The 18,453-nt window shown below is 64.0% G+C and carries 18 protein-coding genes, 1 pseudogene and 1 riboswitch; of the genes and pseudogenes, 7 read left to right on the top strand and 12 right to left on the bottom strand.

The genetic code is table 11. From position 1 onward, the window contains the following. Positions 1 to 87 precede the first annotated feature (87 nt). Positions 88 to 855 carry an alpha/beta hydrolase family protein gene (locus ACNAOU_RS06055; protein WP_018777251.1) on the top strand — a complete coding sequence of 256 codons (768 nt, stop codon included), beginning with the start codon at positions 88 to 90 and terminating at the stop codon, positions 853 to 855. A 72-nt stretch (positions 856 to 927) separates the two neighbouring features. Here the strand turns inward: ACNAOU_RS06055 and ACNAOU_RS06050 are convergent, their stop codons facing one another. Next, complete coding sequence (locus ACNAOU_RS06050) at positions 928 to 2,229, bottom strand: ABC transporter substrate-binding protein (protein WP_422758256.1); 1,302 nt, start codon at positions 2,227 to 2,229, stop codon at positions 928 to 930. Positions 2,230 to 2,338: 109 nt separating this feature from the next. Between ACNAOU_RS06050 and ACNAOU_RS06045 the strand changes: the two are divergent. After that, positions 2,339 to 3,106 (top strand): annotated as a pseudogene (locus tag ACNAOU_RS06045) (glycoside hydrolase family 43 protein); the annotation flags it as partial. A 153-nt stretch (positions 3,107 to 3,259) separates the two neighbouring features. Then, entirely contained in the window at positions 3,260 to 5,455 is a 2,196-nt protein-coding gene (locus ACNAOU_RS06040) for a hypothetical protein (protein WP_422758663.1), read from the top strand. Positions 5,456 to 5,471: 16 nt separating this feature from the next. Here ACNAOU_RS06040 and ACNAOU_RS06035 read toward each other — a convergent pair whose 3' ends face one another. The 9 genes from ACNAOU_RS06035 to ACNAOU_RS05995 form a co-directional block, all read right to left on the bottom strand. Beyond that, positions 5,472 to 5,624 carry a hypothetical protein gene (locus tag ACNAOU_RS06035; protein WP_018777248.1) on the bottom strand — a complete coding sequence of 51 codons (153 nt, stop codon included), beginning with the start codon at positions 5,622 to 5,624 and terminating at the stop codon, positions 5,472 to 5,474. A gap of 18 nt (positions 5,625 to 5,642) precedes the next feature. Then, a complete protein-coding gene (locus ACNAOU_RS06030) occupies positions 5,643 to 6,728 on the bottom strand; it encodes a YihY/virulence factor BrkB family protein (RefSeq protein ID WP_422758255.1) in 1,086 nt (361 codons plus the stop codon). Next, entirely contained in the window at positions 6,655 to 7,332 is a 678-nt protein-coding gene (locus ACNAOU_RS06025) for a 2'-5' RNA ligase family protein (RefSeq protein ID WP_422758254.1), read from the bottom strand. The genes ACNAOU_RS06030 and ACNAOU_RS06025 overlap by 74 nt, the downstream gene beginning before the upstream one ends. A 4-nt stretch (positions 7,333 to 7,336) precedes the next feature. Further along, positions 7,337 to 8,446 carry a tryptophan--tRNA ligase gene (gene trpS / locus ACNAOU_RS06020; RefSeq protein ID WP_039240278.1) on the bottom strand — a complete coding sequence of 370 codons (1,110 nt, stop codon included), beginning with the start codon at positions 8,444 to 8,446 and terminating at the stop codon, positions 7,337 to 7,339. 20 nt (positions 8,447 to 8,466) lie between these two features. Then, positions 8,467 to 9,300, bottom strand: coding sequence for an exodeoxyribonuclease III (locus ACNAOU_RS06015; protein ID WP_394525226.1), 834 nt, complete (start codon positions 9,298 to 9,300; stop codon positions 8,467 to 8,469). Positions 9,301 to 9,310: 10 nt separating this feature from the next. Further along, positions 9,311 to 9,877 carry a hypothetical protein gene (locus tag ACNAOU_RS06010; RefSeq protein WP_189075917.1) on the bottom strand — a complete coding sequence of 189 codons (567 nt, stop codon included), beginning with the start codon at positions 9,875 to 9,877 and terminating at the stop codon, positions 9,311 to 9,313. A 139-nt stretch (positions 9,878 to 10,016) separates the two neighbouring features. Beyond that, on the bottom strand, positions 10,017 to 10,850 hold the full coding sequence (locus ACNAOU_RS06005) for an ABC transporter permease (protein WP_018777242.1): 834 nt from the start codon (positions 10,848 to 10,850) through the stop codon (positions 10,017 to 10,019). Beyond that, positions 10,847 to 11,701 (bottom strand): ABC transporter permease, encoded by an 855-nt coding sequence (locus tag ACNAOU_RS06000; RefSeq protein WP_018777241.1) that lies wholly within the window; start codon positions 11,699 to 11,701, stop codon positions 10,847 to 10,849. The genes ACNAOU_RS06005 and ACNAOU_RS06000 overlap by 4 nt, the downstream gene beginning before the upstream one ends. Next, complete coding sequence (locus tag ACNAOU_RS05995) at positions 11,694 to 12,623, bottom strand: ABC transporter ATP-binding protein (RefSeq protein ID WP_422758253.1); 930 nt, start codon at positions 12,621 to 12,623, stop codon at positions 11,694 to 11,696. Before ACNAOU_RS05995 ends, ACNAOU_RS06000 begins: the two co-directional genes overlap by 8 nt. Positions 12,624 to 12,935: 312 nt before the next feature. Here ACNAOU_RS05995 and aqpZ point away from each other — a divergent pair, with 312 nt between their 5' ends. Beyond that, positions 12,936 to 13,715, top strand: coding sequence for an aquaporin Z (gene aqpZ / locus ACNAOU_RS05990; protein ID WP_416429116.1), 780 nt, complete (start codon positions 12,936 to 12,938; stop codon positions 13,713 to 13,715). A gap of 86 nt (positions 13,716 to 13,801) precedes the next feature. Here the strand turns inward: aqpZ and ACNAOU_RS05985 are convergent, their stop codons facing one another. Further along, positions 13,802 to 14,695 carry a bifunctional methylenetetrahydrofolate dehydrogenase/methenyltetrahydrofolate cyclohydrolase gene (locus ACNAOU_RS05985; protein ID WP_018777238.1) on the bottom strand — a complete coding sequence of 298 codons (894 nt, stop codon included), beginning with the start codon at positions 14,693 to 14,695 and terminating at the stop codon, positions 13,802 to 13,804. A 133-nt stretch (positions 14,696 to 14,828) separates the two neighbouring features. Continuing rightward, positions 14,829 to 16,127, bottom strand: a complete 1,299-nt coding sequence (glyA, locus tag ACNAOU_RS05980) for a serine hydroxymethyltransferase (RefSeq protein ID WP_422758252.1) — start codon at positions 16,125 to 16,127, stop codon at positions 14,829 to 14,831. Positions 16,128 to 16,243: 116 nt separating this feature from the next. Further along, a riboswitch (ZMP/ZTP riboswitch) is annotated at positions 16,244 to 16,329 on the bottom strand. 35 nt (positions 16,330 to 16,364) lie between these two features. Between glyA and purU the strand changes: the two genes are divergently transcribed. The 3 genes from purU to ACNAOU_RS05965 are packed head-to-tail and all read left to right on the top strand — an operon-like array spanning position 16,365 to position 18,426. Next, on the top strand, positions 16,365 to 17,216 hold the full coding sequence (gene purU / locus ACNAOU_RS05975; RefSeq protein ID WP_210077359.1) for a formyltetrahydrofolate deformylase: 852 nt from the start codon (positions 16,365 to 16,367) through the stop codon (positions 17,214 to 17,216). Between the two features lie 21 nt (positions 17,217 to 17,237). Further along, positions 17,238 to 17,897 (top strand): class I SAM-dependent methyltransferase, encoded by a 660-nt coding sequence (locus ACNAOU_RS05970; RefSeq protein ID WP_055974646.1) that lies wholly within the window; start codon positions 17,238 to 17,240, stop codon positions 17,895 to 17,897. Between the two features lie 10 nt (positions 17,898 to 17,907). Continuing rightward, positions 17,908 to 18,426, top strand: coding sequence for a gamma carbonic anhydrase family protein (locus ACNAOU_RS05965; RefSeq protein WP_210077357.1), 519 nt, complete (start codon positions 17,908 to 17,910; stop codon positions 18,424 to 18,426). Positions 18,427 to 18,453 lie beyond the last annotated feature (27 nt).

Raw genomic sequence — 18,453 nt, 5'->3', positions numbered from 1 at the left:
GACGGCGCCGCTCACCTCTGCAGGTGAGGGGCGCCGTCGTCGTTAATCAACTCCCGCAACCACACATCGCAACGCAAGGAGACCAGCGTGTCACGCTCTGAGAAGATCACCTTCACGGGAAGCACCGGCGATACGCTGGCCGGAATTGTGGACGTGCCCGAGGGACCGGTCCGCGGCTGGGGCCTCTACTCGCATGGTCTTACCCTGGGTAAGGACAGCCCGGCCGCTTCACGGATCTGCAAGGGCCTGGCTGAGCAGGGAGTAGGGATGCTCCGGTTCGACAACCTCGGACTTGGCGGCTCGGGTGGCGAATGGTCCGCCGGCTCGTTCAGCGTCAAGGTGGCCGACACAATCCTGGCCGCAGCCTTCATGCGTGAGCAGGGACGCGCGATTTCCCTGCTGGTGGGTCATTCCTTCGGTGGCGCAGCCGTCCTCGCCGCTGCCCGCGACATCCCCGGCCTCAACGCTGTCGTGACCGTGGCGGCGCCCTACGAGCCCAAGCACGTCGAGCACATGTTCGACACCGAGATCGACTCCATCCTGCGCGACGGCAGCGCCGTGGTTGACCTGGGAGGGCGTCCGATGGAGGTTCGCCGCCACTTTGTGGAGGATGTCGAAAGCGCTGACCTGCGCGACTGCATCCGGACGCTCCACAAGCCGCTGATGGTGATGCACTCCCCCACGGACAATACGGTGGGTATCGACAACGCCAGCGAGATCTTCCAAACCGCCCGGCACCCGCGGAGTTTCATCTCCCTGGAGGGCAGCGAGCACCTCCTCACGGGGAAGGGCCAGGCTGCGCGCGTGGCGCGGATCATCGGCGCGTGGGCCGACCCCTACCTGGAAGTCTCCTAAAGCAACGCGGGGTCACTTGTGGCCCGTGTTCCACCCCTGGACGGGCCAAAAGTGACCCCGCGTTGCTCCTGGCTACTTGCCGATGGCCGCTTTGCTCTCGCTGAGCCACTGCTCGGCAGCCTTCTCAGGAGTCAGGCGCTTGAACAGGACATCGGTGTTGATGCGCGCAGTGATCTCCGAAACCGCCGTGGAACCGGTGGGGCCGATGAACGTCGGCGCGAAGTCCATCTTGCCGATCTGGTCAATGTAGGCGGCCTCAACCTTGCCTTGGGGAGTGAGCAGGTCCTGGATGGCCGTGCGCATGCCCGGGTTGCTGGGCACCCCGCGGTCGCTCTGGATGATCTTGGCGGCGGCCTCGTTGTTGACCAGGAAGCTCACCAGTTTGGCGGCGGCATCAGTGTGCTTGCTGCGGGCCGAAATCGTGTAGAACTGCGAAGACTGGAGCCAGATGCCCGGGGTGGGAGTTTCGCCCGGGAGCTTGAGCAGCTTCAGCTCCGCGCCGGAAGCCTTGCTCAGTGCTGAAAGGGAGTTGCTCCAGGTAAGCATCATGCCAGCCTGCCCCAGGCCCATCAGCGTCTGCTCCGTGCTGACATTGAGCTTCTCCACGGTCTCCGAAGCGCTGGGGGCCGCGCCGGATTCGCTGAGCTTCAGCGAGAAGTCGAAGTAGTCCTGCACAGTGTCCTTGTCGAGCCCCAGCTGACCATCCTGGGTGTACAGGGACTTGCCGCGTTGACGGGCGAAGGCGTCCAGGGAGTCGTGCGTGAGGACGGTGGCCGTGCCGTACGTTCCCTTGGGACTCTTGGCCGTCACTTCCGAGGCGGTCTTGGCGAAGTCGTCCCAGGACCAGCTGCTGTCATCCGGGACGGCTACGCCGGCTGCCTGGAAGACAGCAGGATTCACTACAACCGCCAGCGCGTTGGCACCTGTGGAGACACCATACTGCTTGCCCTGGACCTGACCGTTTTCCAGGGCGCCCTGGTCCAGCTTCGACAGATCCAGCGAGCCTTGGACCTTTGACAGATCCAGGAGAGCACCCCGGTTGGCGTATTCGGCCGGGTAGGCACCACCCATGGTGATCACATCGGGAGCATCGTTGGCAGCCACTTGCGTAGCCAGTTTGTCGAAGTAGCCACTGATGTCGCCGTACTCGGGCTTGACCTTGATATTGGGGTTGGCGGCCTCGAATTCCTGGATTGCCTTGTTGGTCAGTTCGGCGCGGGACGCATTGCCCCACCACGAAAAGCGGATCTCCACGGGCCCGTCTTCGGGCTGGTTTGATGAGGGGCTGGAGCAGGCCGCGGTCAGGCCCAGCATGCCCACGGCCGTCACGAAGGCCAGGGATTTGCGAATACTTCGGAGGGATTTACGCGTCATTGGGTAAGCTTCTTTCAACCTTGAGAAAACGGTTCCTGAAACGTATCAAGGCGGTGTATATTCGTAAATAGTTTTGAGCTTGAACTATTCATTCCCAGAGGAGCCCGCCGTGTCACAGCCCTTGGAACAGATCCAGATCCGGGATCCCTACGTCCTGACGCTGCCCGGCTCGCAGGAGTATCTGCTCTTCGGCAGCACGGACCGGAACATCTGGTCCGGACCAGCAACCGGGTTCGACTGTTACCGAAGCAGCAACCTCGTGGACTGGGAGGGCCCGTACCCGGCTTTCCGTCCTGCTCCGGACTTCTGGAGCAAGGAGCAGTACTGGGCGCCGGAAGTCCATGAGTACAAGGGCCGCTACTTCATGTTCGCCACCTTCACCGCTCCGGGTCACACCCGTGGGACCCAAATACTGTCGGCTGCGGCCCCGCACGGACCCTATGAACCATGGAGCGACGGCCCCGTCACGCCACGGGATTGGGAGTGCCTCGACGGGACGCTTCATGTTGATGACGACGGCGTCCCCTGGATGGTTTTCTGCCACGAATGGAAGCAGGTCAACGACGGCGGGATGGTCGCCCAACGCCTCAGCCCGGACCTGCGTACATCCGAGGGAGAACCGGTGGTGCTGTTCACCGCCTCCGAGGCTCCATGGTCGCGAGCCTTGGAGCAGGCATCCGGCGCAGCCAAGGACGGCCCCGTGTACGTCACCGACGGTCCGTTCCTCCACAGGCTCGCCACCGGCAAGCTCATCATGTTGTGGTCCAGCTTTGCCCACAACGGATATGCCATGGGCATCGCGCGCAGCGAATCCGGGACCGTCCTTGGCCCCTGGATCCAGGAGGTGGAACCCCTGTGGAGCACCGACGGCGGCCACGGCATGATCGGCCGGAAACTGGACGGCAGCCTGTTCCTGACATTGCACCAGCCCAACAAGAGCCCCCACGAACGGGCGGCGTTCTTCCCGCTGCGGGAACTTGAAGACACTGTCGTGCTGGAGCCGGCGGGTGGGCCGCACTCCCCCGGCGGTATCGACCGGAAATCACTCGTGCGGCGCCATAACGTCCACCAACAGGAACTGGATTCCCGGAGCCCCGTATCCGTGGGCAACGGCGAATTTGCCTTCACCATGGACCTCACCGGTTTCCAGACGCTGCCAGATGCCTACCCGGTTGCTTCCCGCGATAACCTTCCGGCAGGCACACTACTGGGCACCCAATCGCAGTGGGGCTGGCACACCATTCCGCCGGCGGAACCCTACGACCTCGCCGGGTCCACCGTCCTCTACGATTCGCCGCGCGGGCCCGTCCCTTACGTCGACATGGTGGGCGACATCGTCAACGACCGCGAGACCAACACATCCGCAGCCGAAGATTGGCTCCGTGCCAACTCCCACAGGCTCGATCTGGGCCGCATCAGCCTCCGCTGGCTCGAGAACGGTGTGGAGCGCGAGGTACAGCCCGGGGAACTCACCCGTACCGTGCAGACGCTGGACCTGTGGACAGGAGTGGTCACCAGCCGGTTCTTCCTCGCCGGGCACCCCGTCAAGGTCACGACGGCGTGCCACCCGGACCGAGACGAGCTCGGCTTCCGTGTGGAGTCGCCTGCCCTCGGGGCCGGTTTGGTGGTGGGCGTCGCCTTCCCTTACGGCTCGGGTGCATGGCATGACGCGGCCGATTGGAACAACCCGGGGGCACACCGGACCGTCCTGGCTGGTGGGACGCCATCCGATCTACATGCTGGTTCCACTGTGTGGACGGCTGACCGTGAGCTGGACGAATCGCGCTACCAGGTCCTGATCACCGGCCCGGAGCTCACCGTGGAGCAAACGGAGGCGCACCGGCTGCGCGTGCTCCCGGTAAGTCCAGCCCACCCCGTCACCAACGGCGTCCTCGACTTCAGCATCTCCTTCCGCTCTTCCGGCGACGGCGACTGCCTTCCGCGGGGTGACCACAGCTCCGGTGACCGTGCGCCGGACCAGGGCGGCGCCACCACGGCACGTACCGGCGTCGTGCTTTCTCCGGGCAGCAGCGTTGCCGCGGCCTCCTCGGCCCATTGGCCCGGGTTCTGGTCCACGGGAGGTGCCGTGGAACTCCATGCCACGGAGGATCCACGGGCCAAGGAGCTGGAACGCAGGATCGTGCTGTCCCAGTACCTGACGGCGATCAACTGTTCAGGTTCGCTGCCGCCGCAGGAGACGGGACTCGTCTGTAATTCCTGGCGCGGCCGCTTCCACCTGGAAATGCACTGGTGGCATGCGGCGCATTTCGCACACTGGAACCGGGTGGAGCTGCTTCTGCCTTCCCTGCGCTGGTACGCAAGCATCCTGGAGATGTCGCGGCAAACCGCCAAGGCACAAGGATTCGACGGCGTCCGCTGGCCCAAGCAGGTAGGTCCGGACGGGCGGGAGAGCCCCAGCCCGATCGGCACCTTCCTGATCTGGCAACAGCCGCATCCGATCTATCTTGCCGAACTGGTGTACCGGGCCAATCCCAGCCGTGATGTGCTGGAGGAGTTCGCGGAGATCGTATTCGAATCGGCCGCGTTCATGGCTGGCTTTGCACACCCGACCCAGCGGGGCTTCGAGCTGGGTCCACCCCTGATCCCGGCGCAGGAGAGTTACGGCTCCATCAGGGCATCGGTCACCAACCCCACTTTTGAGCTGGCGTACTGGCAATGGGGCCTGGAAACAGCTGCTGCCTGGCGCGAACGGCTGGGATTGGACCCTGTAGAGGAATGGTCCGTCGTAGCGAAGGCGATGGTGAAACCCAGGGTGGTGGACGGCGTCTACGCAGCCATCGACGTGGACCCCTTCACCATCCGCACAGACCACCCGTCAATGCTGTGCGCAATGGGTGTCCTCCCCAAGACCGAGCTGATCGATCCTGACATCATGCGGACCACCTTGAAGGACGTGCTGGCGGATTGGGACTGGGCGAGTACCTGGGGGTGGGACTATCCAGTGATGGCGATGACCGCTGCGCGCTTGGGAGATCCCGAGGCCGCGGTGGAGGCGCTGCTGTTTGATGCGGGAAAGAACACCGTGCTTCCCAACGGCCACAACCGCCAGACTGATTCGCTGCCGCTGTACTTGCCGGGCAACGGTGGTCTCCTGGCCGCCGTGGCACTGATGGCGGCCGGCTGGGACAACGGACCCGGGCGTAACGCTCCCGGGTTCCCCGAAGACTGGACCGTGGCGTGGGAAGGGCTGGTGCAATCGCCCTAGCTGGAGGGCACTGCTCCTAACCGCGGCGGGGGCCCACTGCTGCGCCCACGAGCGCTCCGAGGCCAACGCCGATCAGGATGCCCAGGAAAGGCGAATTGAAGATCAGCTGCCCTGTTATCAAGCCCGCGGCAGCGCCCAGGAGGCAGGCGATCCACAGCTGATTGTTCATTGCGCCTCCACTGGATGCTCAGGTGCGCGGTGCCACGCGACGCGAACCGAGGACTCTCTTGCGCGGGGTCTCCCCCGATGCGAGGTCGGCCTCGCGGATGGCTGACCAGGACGCTGAAACGAGGTAGACCTGGCTCACCAGGTTGAACCAGATCAGCAAGCCGATGATGATGGCGAACGAAGCCAGGACAGGGTTGTTGCCGGAGCGGGCCAGAAGTTCCGTACTGAAGAATTGCAGAACCGTTGTCCCGACGCCGGCCAGCACCACGCCTTCGAGGAACGCCCGGCGCGTCAACGCCAGGCTGCCGGCGACGCGGAACAGGACGGCCGCCGTCGCGCAGTTCAGAAGGAGGGGGACGACGATCTTTACGACCGCCGCGATGGGGGCCGCGACGGTTTCGTCGAGCTTCAGGAGGTCGAAGAACCAGTCGGCCGCGGTGCCGAAAATCAGGGATGCCCCGGCGCTGACCACCAGGATCACGCCAAGGAGCAGCAGGGTTCCGGCGTCGATGAGTTTTTGAAGGATGGCGTTGCGGACCAAGGGGCCCAAACCCATGACTCCGCGCAACCCCTCCCTGACGCTTGCTATCCAACCCAGCGACGTGAAGATCGTGACGGCGGCGGCGATGACCGCGGTCCAGCCCAGGCCGGAGGGGTTCAGCAGGGATTGTGGATCCACCAAGCCCTCACCGCCATTGACCTGAAGCAAGCCGGGCGCCGCGGATGCAACGCTGCCGATCACGGCGTCCTCCAGAACCGGATTTCCGCCCAGGACAATGCCTGCGACGGCAAAGCCCGTGGTGAGCAAACCTGTCACCGAGAAGAACATGTTGAAACCGATGCCCGCACTCAACAGGGGGCCGTGCTGTCGGGTGTAGTGCTGGAAGGAGCGCATGACGCGATTGGTGTTCAGCCGCGCCATGAACAACGCAAAGAAGGCGCCGGCCTTCTTCAGTGCGCCGTCGCCGGCACGCTTGGCATGGCCCCAGTCCTGCCGCTTCCGGAGCAGCTCAAGCTTGAGCTTTGCCAGCTCAGTTGGCAGTGGAGGAGTGTCCGCCTCCGTGGCCTGAATCCGCTTGCTGTTCTTCGTCAGTATCGCCGCCAAAGTCGAGCTCTTCCCGTAGCTGCCATATTCCGTTGGTGTCGTGCTCGTAAAGTCCCATGCTAACCACAGGGAAGGTGGCCCGGTAATCTCTGAGGACCGTTTCGGCCTCATCAAGATTTTCCTGGGCGACATCGTGAGCCACAGTGACGTGCGGGTGATAGGGGAAGGGCAGCCGCCGCTCAAGGGGACCGGTTTGAAGTTTCTCGTGCAACTGCACGCATTCTTCAAAGCCCTGTTCGACGTTGACGAACACTACCGGCGACACCGGACGGAACGAGCCGGTGCCGGAAATCGTAATGTGGAACGGCTCCTGTGTGCGGGCTACTTCCCTGACGTGTTCCCGGGTGGCGTCCCAGTCCTGGGTGGGAGTGGTGGTGATCAAGGTGATGTGGGCCGGGATGACTTCGGCCATGGGATCGCCGAAGGAAGCCCGCCATTGCTGGAGTTCGCGGGCTATCTCCGGGGGAAAGCCAAGGATCACTCCAACGCACATGCTGTCACCGGCGCCGCAGTCGGCGCCGGTGACAGCAGGCTGGCGAGAGTCGTCAGGACCAACACCCTTACGGGTGTCGGTCTTGACGTTGAGCTGGCCAGCAGAGCACATGGAGTTAGCGGACCCCTTGCTCACCGTTGGCAGTCCCGCGGTACGGCAGGAAGCCGACCTTGGAGTAGACGTCAGTCAGGGTGGCTGAGGCGATTTCCCGTGCCTTGTCCGCACCGTGTGCCAGGAGCCGGTCCAGTTCCGCGGGATCGGCCAGGAGTTCGTTGGCGCGTTCACGGATGGGAGCGAGGTGCCCCGAGACCAGTTCCGCGAGGTCGACCTTCAGGTGGCCGTACATCTTGCCCTGGTAGTCGGCCACGATCTTCTCCACCGGCGTACCACTGATGGCCGAGTAGATGGTCAGCAGGTTGGAAACGCCGGGCTTGTTCTCGCGGTCATAGCGGATCTCGGTTTCGGTGTCCGTGACGGCGGATTTGATCCGCTTGGCCACGGTCTTGGGGTCGTCCAGCAGGTTAATGAGTCCCGCCGGTGATTCCGCGGACTTGGACATCTTGGCCGTGGGGTTCTGGAGATCGTAGATCTTGGCCGATTCCTTCTGGATGAAGGCCTCGGGGACCTGGAACGTTTCCCCGAACCGGCTGTTGAAGCGGTTGGCGAGGTCGCGGCTGAGTTCCACGTGCTGGCGCTGGTCTTCGCCCACCGGTACGCCGTGCGGCTGGTACAGGAGGATGTCGGCCGCCTGCAGGATGGGGTAGGTGAACAGACCTACACTGGCGTGGTCTGATCCCTGCTTCTGGGCTTTGTCCTTGAACTGGGTCATCCGGGCGGCCTCGCCCATGCCCGTGATGCAGTTCAGGACCCATGCCAGCTGCGCATGCTCGGGTACCTGTGACTGGACGAACAAGGTGCACTTGTCCACGTCCACGCCACCGGCGATGTACTGGGCGGCAGTAACGCGGGTGCGTCGTGCGAGTTCCGCAGGATCCTGGGGCACGGTGATGGCGTGCAGGTCCGGAATGAAGAAGACGGCGTCGTACTCATCCTGCATGCGGACCCAGTTGACCAAGGCGCCGAGATAATTGCCTAGGTGCAGGGAGTCCGCGGAGGGCTGCATGCCGGACAGGACACGGTGCTTGGCGCCGACTGCCGGTTTGGTGGACGTGGCGGCTTCCGGTGCGGCCACCGGATCGGTTTCAGTCGTGGTGGAACTTGTCATGGAGAAATACCTTAGGGAGCTCAGAGCCGGTAGTCGACTACCAGCGGTGCGTGGTCGGAGAAACGGGTGTCCCACGAAGGCGCCCGGTCCACCACAGCGGAGAAAGCAGCTGCAGCAAGGTCCGGCGTAGCCAGGTGGTAGTCGATGCGCCAGCCAGTGTCAGTGTCAAAGGCCTTACCGCGCTGGGACCACCAGGTGTAGGGGCCGGCGACATTTCCTGCCAGGCCCCTGTGGACATCCCTCCATCCGATTTCTTCGCCGAGGAAGCGGTCAAAGTAGGCGCGCTCCTCCGGGAGGAAGCCGGCACGCTTGACGTTGCCCTTCCAGTTCTTGATGTCGAGTTCCGTGTGTCCGACGTTGAGGTCGCCAACCACCAAGGCGTGGTCGCTGTGCTTGGCGAGCTCAGGGAGCCGGGTGATCATGGCGTCCAGGAAACGGAATTTGTCGTCCTGCTTGGGGGTTCCCACTTCGCCGGAGTGCACATAGGCGCTGACCACGGAGAGGGTGGTGGACTCCCCCGCACTGTTCGTGACGTTGAAGTCCGCTTCGACCCAACGACCGGAAGTGTCGAAGTAGGAATCTCCGATGCCGATCCGGGTAGCCGTGGGCTCTTCGCGGGATGCAATGGCAACACCGGCACGGCCCTTGGCTTCAGCTTCGGTGTGGAGGATGTGCCAGCCTTCGCCGATCAGCTTCCGGACGATGTCATCGGGGGCGCGGACTTCCTGCAGGCAGAGAATGTCAACCTCGCGGGGCTCCAGCCATTCCGCCATGCCGTTCTTGTAGGCAGCCCTGAGGCCGTTGACGTTGACTGATGCGATGCGAAGGAAGTCCTTCTTCAATGCCGTACTCACCCGCTCTACTCTAGTCGATGATGGTGCCGGCAACGGGCTCGTCCGAGCCGCCGGAAGACTTGATCATATCCCTGGCGTTGGTGGCCGTAATGGCGATGGTTTCCAGTGCACGGTTGATGGTGTCCTGGTCCGCGGCAGCGCCCTTTGCACGTTCCCCGTCAACCACGCGCACCTGCACCTGCACGATCTTGAACGAGTGGTCCAGCTTGAGGTCACGAACCTCATCGGCCTGGCTGCGCTCGGCCACCACCCGCGTGCCACCGTTGTCCGCAACGTTCGACGACGGCGCGCGGCCGGTTGCCGAGTTGAAGGCGGCTTGGGCTTCGCTCAGTTTTGCCCCGGCCCGCTGTGCAGCCCTGCGGATGCTCAACACGACGAAGGTGGCAAGGGCCAGCCAACCGAAGGCGACAACGGCAACTACCCAGCCCACCACGTCGTTCTGGTTTGCCGCGAAGATGACGGCCACCAGGAAAGCGATGATGACAACGGTCATCCCCAGGCCGCCGATACGGAAGCCCTTGAACATGCCTTTGCCGGCGGGGGACGTGGACGGGTGCGGGTCACCGAGAGATTGCATGAGCCCATTCTCTCAAACCCCGAAAGGTGCCCGGGACTCTTCCACGGACGGCGAACACGAGCCCCCATCCGTGGGAGTTTTTGTACACCAGATGCCCTCAACACGCCCTTTTGCGGGCAGGAGGTGTACAAAAACTCCATCACTTGAGGAACAGCCGGCGCAGCCTTCCGGTGGTCAGCATGATGCCGAGCGCAATCATCACGACGTAGTAGCCCACATGGATGGCCGTGGCCGGGCTGAAAGACCCCACGCTGATCTGCCGCAGCAACTCCACACCGTGCCACAACGGCATGGCCTGGATAAACCACTGGATGACCTGCGGGTAGACGCTGAGCGGGTAGAACGTGGCGCTGAACAGGAACATGGGCAGCAGGAAAAAGTTGATCCAGTCCATTTGCTGGAACGTCTTCATGAAGCTGGTGATGCCCATGCCGAAGCTTGCGAATCCGAAGGCGATCAGCACCGACGCCGGGATGACCAGGAGGGACCACCAACTGGTGAGCAGGCCCATGACACCCATGACCGCGGTGAACCCTGTGGCATAGAGAAGTCCCCGCAGCAACGCCAGGAAGATCTCGCCAATGGCGACATCCAGCGGTCCCAAGGAGGTGTAGAGCATCCCCTGGTAGAGCTTTGCGAAGTTCATCTTGAAGAAGACGTTCCAGGTGGAGTCGTAAATGGCACCGTTCATGGCGGACACGGCGAGGAGTGCCGGTGCGATGTAGGCCGCGTAACTGATTTCCTGGCCGCCGGGGCCTTCGACTGTTCCGACGATCGAGCCCATGCCCACGCCCATGGCCAGCAGGAACAGCACGGGCTCAAAGAACCCGGACACCAGGACCAGCCAGGTACTGCTCTTGGCCGCCATCAGCCCACGGCCCACAACAGCCCTTGCGTTGCGGGAGTACAGGGAACCAAACTTGCGTTCGCGGGCAAGATCGGTGGCGCTGTGGCCGCCTGTGAGGACACTCATGAACCCATCCTTTTCACGAACTGCCGGCGCACGAGCACCCAGCCCCCAACGGCAGCCGCCACCAGGAACACCACGTGGGTGATGGTCAGCAACGGCGGTTCATCCAGTCCGTACGTGAACACCCTGCCCAGCTCGGTTCCATGCCAGACCGGCGAAATCCAGCCGATCCAGCGGACAGCCAAGGGCAGGGTATCCAGCGGGAAGAAGGTCCCGGAGAACAGGAACAAGGGCATCACAATGAACCGCTGCACCAGCGCGAACTGCCCTTTGTCCTGGGTGATGCTTGCCGCATAGGCCATCAGGGGCAGGCCAAAGGACAGCGCCGCCACGGTCGCCACCAGCGCAGAGACCCAGCCCCACGGACTCGGTGAAGCTCCAAAAATGGCCACTACCGCGAAGTAGACCACTGATTGGAGGAGGAAGCGCAGGGAGCTCGCCATGATGTGCCCGCTGGCGATCTGCTGCGGAATCAACGGCGAGGCGTGCGGGCCATAGAACACCCGGCGCCATTTGAAGCCATCCATGACGGGGTACGAGAACTCACCGGACGCCGTCATCACCGCTGCGGAGACCAGCAGCGCCGGCGCAACGAATTCCAGGTAGCTGACGCCGCCGAACGCCGACACGCTGTTGGCGTCCACCAACGTGGCCAGCCCGACTCCCATGGCGAACAAGTACGCAACGGGCTGCCCCACGCTGTAGAGGACCACGGACCAGCCGTAGTTGCGCATCACGCGGAGGACTTGCTCCGCATAGTAGAAGGAACCCCAGCGGCGAGCCCTGGCGGCCGAAACCTGCGGCGAGTGGGCCCGCAAAGGCTGCTCCGTCGTCGTGGTTTGCTTCTCAGTCAACGAGGCTCCTGCCGGTCAACCGGAGGAACACGTCCTCCAGCGACGAGCGGCGGACCAGCGAGGTCATGGGCCGCAACCCGCGGGCGGACACCTGCTCCAGCGCGGCCTCGCCGTCGTGCGCGTAGATCAGGACGCGGTCCGGGAGGGTCTCCAGCCGCTCACCGATGCCTTCAAGTTCGACGCCGATGGTCGCGTTCCGCTCGGACCCGAACCTGAGCTCGAGTACTTCGCGCGAGGAGTGCTCGCGGATGAGGTTGGCAGGCGACCCCTTCGCCATGATCCGGCCCTTGTCCACCACGATCAGACGGTCACAGAGTTGCTCCGCCTCGTCCATGTAGTGGGTGGTCAGGATGAGGGTGACGCCGCTTTCCTTGAGCCGGAACAGCCGGTCCCAGAGGATGTGGCGGGCCTGCGGATCAAGGCCGGTGGTGGGTTCGTCCAGGAGGAGTATGCGGGGCTCGTTGATCAGCGAGCGGGCGATGGTCAATCGCCGCTTCATGCCGCCGGAGAGCGCGTCCACCTTGGAATTGGCTTTGTCCGTCAATTGCGCGAACTCGAGCAACTCGTCCGCCTTCGGACGCAGGTAGCGCAGGGGCAGGCCGAAATAGCGGCCGTACACGATCAGGTTCTCGCGGACTTTGAGTTCTTCGTCCAGGTTGTCCTGCTGCGGCACCACGCCCAGATGCGCCCTTACCTCGGGGCCGTGGGTTTCGGGGTCCAGGCCCATGATGCTCAGCGAGCCCGACGTGCGCTGGGAGACGCCACCGATCATTTTCATGGTGGTGGACTTGCCTGCGCCGTTGGGCCCGAGCAGGCCGAAGGACTCCCCCGCCGGAACGTCGAAGGAGATGTTGTCGACGGCGGTGAGGTCACCGTAGGCCTTGGTGAGGTTCCGGGCACTGATGACGGTGGGTCGGTTCATGTCGAAGCCGGGTTGCAACGATTCTGACTGTGTTGGTGACGGTGTCGATGACGGTGTTGGAGACGGTGACGGGGAGCGGATTGCTTCATTGTGCACCCTCAGCAGACTAGTAGCGCCCACCGACATGTGAAAGATGTGTTCCGCAACTTTCTGGATTTAGCCGATGCAGGCACCGGGGACCTGCGCCCGCAACCAGCTGTCCTTCCCGAAAGACAGGCCCGGAATCGCGTCACAAACACGGGAGCAGCCGCACGACGTTCTTGGGGTGAACCGCCCCCAACACAAACAACCTCCAAAACTGAAAGGCTCAGCATGGCCAGCCGCAATACCAAAACCATCCCACGACCCACGGATCCCGGTGCCGGCCCGGCTTTGGTCTCCAGGCTCGGCGCTGAAGCTTTGGGCACATTTATTTTGGTTTTCGGTGGCGTGGGAACTGCGCTGTTCGCAGCAAGCTTCCCGGATCCAGCTAACGCCGTGGGGGTTGGATTCCTGGGCGTGTCCCTGGCTTTCGGACTGACGGTCGTCGCCGGTGCCTACGCTTTCGGTCACGTCTCAGGCGGGCACTTCAACCCCGCGGTGACGATCGGCCTGGCAGTCGCCGGGCGTTTTCCGGCCAAGGACATAGCGGCCTACATTGGGGCGCAGCTTGTGGGCGGCGCGGCAGGCTCCAGCGTGCTGGCCGTCATCGCTGCCGGCGGCTCCGACGGCTTCTTCACTGCCGCCCGGGCAGCCGGATTCGCCTCCAATGGTTTCGGCGACCACTCCCCCGGGGGCTTTGGCCTTGGTTCGGCGCTGATGACCGAATTCGTCCTGACCGCCGTCTTCGTCCTGGTCATCCTTGGCGTCACTGACCGGCGTGCTCAGGCGGGATTCGCCGCCCTTGCCATTGGCTTCAGCCTCACGCTGATCCACCTCATCAGCATTCCCGTGACCAACACCTCGGTGAACCCGGCCCGTTCGATCGCCACGGCCCTGTATGCCGACATCTGGGCGCTGGGCCAGCTCTGGGTCTTCATCGTTGCCCCCATCGCCGGAGCCATCGCTGCAGCCGCCCTGTACCGCGTCGTATTCGCAGCGAAAACACCATGACCGAGGTCCGCTAGGGCGCTCCCCGCGGGACGGAAAAGGGCGCCTGCTCCCAACGGGAGCAGGCGCCCTTTCTGCATTCAGCGAGGTTACGCGATGCCGGCCTGGCGCTCGGCGCTCTCCACGACGTTGGCAAGCAGCATGGCGCGGGTCATCGGACCCACGCCGCCCGGGTTCGGGGACAACCAGGCGGCGACGTCGGCAGCTGCCGGGTCCACATCCCCGGTGACAACAGCCTTGCCGTTGCCGTCGTCCACGCGGCTGACGCCGACGTCGAGCACGATTGCGCCCGGCTTGAGGTCTTCTGCCTTGATCATGTGCGGCACGCCGGCGGCGGCAATCACGACGTCGGCCTGCTTGAGTTCCGCGGGCAGGTCCACGGTTCCGGTGTGGGCCAGGATGACCGTTGCGTTGACTTCCTTGCGGGTCAGCAGCAGTCCGATGGGACGGCCGATGGTCACGCCGCGGCCAACCACCAGGACGCGCTTGCCCTTGAGGTCGATGTCGTGGCGGCGAAGCAGCTCCACACAGCCCTTGGGCGTGCAGGGCAGCGGCGACTTCATTTCACCGTTCACGTTGGCCACCAGGCGGCCAAGGTTCATGGGGTGCAGGCCGTCGGCGTCCTTCTCCGGGTCCATGGCTTCCAGGATGACGTCCTGGTCGATGTGCTTGGGAAGCGGGAGCTGGACGATGTAGCCGGTGCACTCGGGGTTCTCGTTGAGTTCCTGGACGACCTTCAGGAGGTCTTCCTGGGAGATGTCCTCGGGGAGGTCGCGGCGGATGGACTGGATGCCCACCTCTGCGCAGTCCTTGTGCTTGCCGCCGACATACCAGGTGCTGCCGGGGTCGGAGCCCACCAGGATGGTGCCCAGGCCGGGGACGATGCCCTTGGCGGCAAGGGCAGAAACGCGGGTGGTCAGTTCTGCCTTGATGGCAGCGGCGGTGGCCTTGCCGTCAAGGATCTGTGCGGTGGACTGTGTCATTCCAACTGCTCTTTCTGCTGGGAGGCTCATGCCAACGGGACCCGCCGCCGTAGGTGTGGCGGCGGATCCCGTTGGCTCCGGTTCAGTGCCGGGGTAATGCGTGTTCAGCGCTTGTTGTCGCAGGAACCGCTGGTTACCACTGCTCGTGCTGCGGGTACAGCGGGAAGTTGTCGGCGAGCTTGTCGACGCGTGCCTGGAGAGCCTCTGCATCAACGCTGCCGGCGGCGCCCTTTACGAGTGCGGTGGCGATGATGTCGGCAACCTCGGTGAACTCGTCGGCACCGAAACCGCGGGTAGCCAGGGCGGGCGTACCGATGCGGAGGCCGGAGGTGACCATCGGCGGGCGGGGATCGAACGGAACAGAGTTCCGGTTCACGGTGATGCCCACCGAGTGCAGGAGGTCTTCGGCCTGCTGGCCGTCCAGCTGGGAGTTGCGCAGGTCAACCAGGACCAGGTGGACGTCGGTGCCGCTGGTGAGGACCGAGACGCCGGCTTCGGCGACGTCGGCCTGGTTGAGGCGGTCAGCGATGATCTTGGCGCCCTCAAGGACGCGCTCCTGGCGTTCCTTGAACTCTTCGCCGCCGGCGATCTTGAAGGCAACGGCCTTGGCTGCGATGACGTGCATGAGCGGGCCGCCCTGCTGGCCCGGGAAGACGCTGGAGTTGAGCTTCTTGGCCCACTCCTGCTTGCCCAGGATCACGCCGGAACGCGGACCTGCCAGGGTCTTGTGGACCGTGGAGGTGACGACGTCGGAGTGCGGCACCGGGCTCGGGTGCAGTCCTGCTGCTACAAGGCCTGCGAAGTGCGCCATGTCGGTCCAGAGGAGCGCACCGACTTCGTCGGCGATGGAACGGAAAGCTGCGAAATCGAGGTGGCGCGGGTAGGCGGACCAGCCTGCGATGATGACCTGCGGCTTCTCGGCAATGGCCTGCTCGCGGAGCTTGTCCATGTCGATGCGGAAGTTGTCTTCTTCAACCTGGTAGGCCGCTACGTTGTAGAGCTTGCCTGAGAAGTTGAGCTTCATGCCGTGGGTCAGGTGTCCGCCGTGGGCCAGGGACAGGCCGAGGATCTTGTCGCCCGGGTTGATCATGGCGGACAGTGCTGCAGCGTTTGCCTGGGCACCGGAGTGGGGCTGGACGTTGGCGTATTCGGCGCCGAAGAGTTCCTTGACCCGGTCGATGGCGAGCTGCTCAGCGACGTCGACGTATTCACAACCGCCGTAGTAGCGGCGGCCCGGGTAACCCTCGGCATACTTGTTGGTCAGGACGGAGCCCTGGGCTTCCATCACGGCGCGGGGGGCGAAGTTTTCGGAGGCAATCATTTCCAGGGTGCCGCGCTGGCGGCCAAGCTCCTGGTCGAGGACTGCTGCGATCTCGGGATCGAGTTCGGCGAGCGACTGGTTGCTGACAGACGCTGAAGTGGTGGTAGTCACGGAGATCTCCTGGCTAGGGAACGGGTGGTGCTACAGGTCAGGCTACCGGCAGCAGCATTCCCGCGTCCCCTTGATGACAGGAGGCATCGGTCACTTGCGTGCGACGGTAAGACATGACCCTCGGCCCAGGCGTACGATCCGTGGTCTTCGTGATTGCCGCTCCCTGGTGGTAGTCCACCCAACGCCAGTTGCGACCCGTTAACAGTACAACAAGGCAGCACCGGTAGGCTTGTCCGTGTGACTGACTCCACCGCTTTTGTTGTGACCCTCTCCTGCCCCGACCGCCCCGGCATCGTGCACGCTGTTGCCGGCGCACTCCTTGACGCCGGGTGCAATATCGCCGATTCGCAACAATACGGAAGCCCCACCACCGGCAACTTCTTCATGCGCGTGGAGGCAACGACGTCGAGCACCCAGGCGGAACTGGCCGCCGCCTTGCAGCCGGTGGCCGATACCTTCGGCATGACGTGGCAGATCAACCCCGTTGGCCGGAAGGTGCGCACCATCATCCTGTGTTCCAAGGACGCCCACTGCCTCAACGACCTGCTGTTCCAGCAGCGCACAGGCACCCTGCCCATCGAGGTTCCGGCCATCGTCTCCAACCACCGCGACCTGGAGGAACTGGCCAACTTCTACGGCATCCCGTTCCACCACATCCCCGTAACACCGGAAACCAAGCCGCAGGCCGAGGCTGAGCTCCTGAAGCTGATCGCCGAGCACGACGTCGAATTGACCGTCCTGGCCCGGTACATGCAGGTCCTCTCCAACGATCTCTGCACGGAGTTGAACGGCAAAGCCATCAACATCCACCACTCGTTCCTCCCCTCTTTCAAGGGCGCAAAGCCATACCACCAGGCGCACGCCCGCGGCGTGAAGATCATCGGCGCCACGGCACATTATGTGACCGCAGACCTGGATGAGGGGCCGATCATCGAACAGGAGGTCATCCGAGTGGACCATGCGCGCACGGCGGCCCAGTTCGTCCAGATGGGCCGCGACGTGGAGGGCCGCACCTTGGCCCAGGCCGTGCAATGGCACGCCGAACACCGCGTGCTGCTCGATGGCACCCGGACCGTGGTGTTCAACTAGCGCCACTCCTAAGCTGGGGGTATGCAGGGCCTTCCTGATCCGGAGCGCGACCTCGCCGTCTATTACGACCGCCATGCCGCCGCACGGAATACCCGCTCGCTGACTCCCCACCGGGTTGAGTGCCGGGAGTGGTTCATCCGGCTGCTCAAGTCCGAACACCGTCGTTCCTTGCTGGAGCTCGGCTGTGGCACCGGTGTTGAAGGCGTGGAGTTCGTCCGCGCCGGGCTGCACTACACGGGTGTGGACCTGTCGCCGGAGAGCGTCCACGTGGCCCGCGCCGCAGGACTCGACGCCTCGGTTGCGAGCGGGCGGGACCTGCCGTTTGCGGATTCAGCCTTCGAAGCGGCGTGGACCATGAGCACGCTGTTACATGTCCCCAACAGCGGGATTCACGACGTCGTCCGCGAACTCGTGCGGGTCACCGCACCGGGTGCGCCAATCGCCGTCGGACTCTGGTCCGGTGACGACGACGAAGTTCTGAACCCGGAGGACCTGGAAGAACCGCGGCGTTTCTTCAGCCGCCGCAGTGACGAAACCGTGCAGCGGATTTTTGGGGAACACGGCGTGGTGGAGCATTTCCGAACGTGGCCGGAAGGTGTGGGCGTTGAGTCCGGCCCGGGCGCGGGAAACTGGGAGCAGCACTACCAATTCCTGGTGCTCCGCACCCCTTCAGCCAACTAGGCTGGGCTTCATGGCTCCTTCTTACACTTTTGCCGGGGACACTCCGGACATCCATGAAACCGCCTTCGTGGCGCCCACCGCGTCCATTATCGGCAAGGCCACCTTGGCCCAGGATTCCAGCGCTTTCTACGGCGTCTCCGTCCGCGCTGATACAGCCGCGATCAAGGTGGGGGCGGGTTCCAACCTGCAGGACAACGTGGTCCTTCACGCCGATCCCGGTTTTCCCTGCACCGTCGGCGAGCGCGTCTCCGTCGGGCACAGCGCTGTGGTCCACGGCTGCACAGTGGAGGACGACTGCCTCATCGGCATGAGTGCCACCATCCTCAACGGCGCGGTGATCGGCACGGGTTCCCTCATTGCTGCCGGCGCCGTCGTGTTGGAAGGCACCGTCGTTCCCCCGCGCTCCCTCGTGGCGGGCGTTCCAGCCAAAGTCCGCCGCGAATTGACGGACGAAGAATTCGAGGGCGTGAAGCACAACGCCGCCCACTACAAGGAGCTCGCAGCGGCGCACCGGGACCTGCACGCTTAACGCCGAATGCGAGGCCCGCTCTGCGTC

The organism is Paenarthrobacter sp. C1, from assembly GCF_049315185.1.
GTDB lineage: Bacteria > Actinomycetota > Actinomycetes > Actinomycetales > Micrococcaceae > Arthrobacter > Arthrobacter nicotinovorans.
Note: the sequence above shows the minus strand (reverse complement) of the source record. Positions and strands in the feature narration are given on the sequence as shown.

Coding starts and splice junctions, on each gene's coding strand:
- ACNAOU_RS06050 (WP_422758256.1), bottom strand. CDS start 2,229: ATGACGCGTAAATCCCTCCGAAGTATTCGCAAATCCCTGGCCTTCGTG.
- ACNAOU_RS06035 (WP_018777248.1), bottom strand. CDS start 5,624: ATGAACAATCAGCTGTGGATCGCCTGCCTCCTGGGCGCTGCCGCGGGC.
- ACNAOU_RS06025 (WP_422758254.1), bottom strand. CDS start 7,332: ATGTGCTCTGCTGGCCAGCTCAACGTCAAGACCGACACCCGTAAGGGT.
- trpS (WP_039240278.1), bottom strand. CDS start 8,446: ATGACAAGTTCCACCACGACTGAAACCGATCCGGTGGCCGCACCGGAA.
- ACNAOU_RS06010 (WP_189075917.1), bottom strand. CDS start 9,877: ATGCAATCTCTCGGTGACCCGCACCCGTCCACGTCCCCCGCCGGCAAA.
- ACNAOU_RS06005 (WP_018777242.1), bottom strand. CDS start 10,850: ATGAGTGTCCTCACAGGCGGCCACAGCGCCACCGATCTTGCCCGCGAA.
- ACNAOU_RS05995 (WP_422758253.1), bottom strand. CDS start 12,623: ATGAACCGACCCACCGTCATCAGTGCCCGGAACCTCACCAAGGCCTAC.
- aqpZ (WP_416429116.1), top strand. CDS start 12,936: ATGGCCAGCCGCAATACCAAAACCATCCCACGACCCACGGATCCCGGT.
- ACNAOU_RS05985 (WP_018777238.1), bottom strand. CDS start 14,695: ATGACACAGTCCACCGCACAGATCCTTGACGGCAAGGCCACCGCCGCT.
- ACNAOU_RS05970 (WP_055974646.1), top strand. CDS start 17,238: ATGCAGGGCCTTCCTGATCCGGAGCGCGACCTCGCCGTCTATTACGAC.
- ACNAOU_RS05965 (WP_210077357.1), top strand. CDS start 17,908: ATGGCTCCTTCTTACACTTTTGCCGGGGACACTCCGGACATCCATGAA.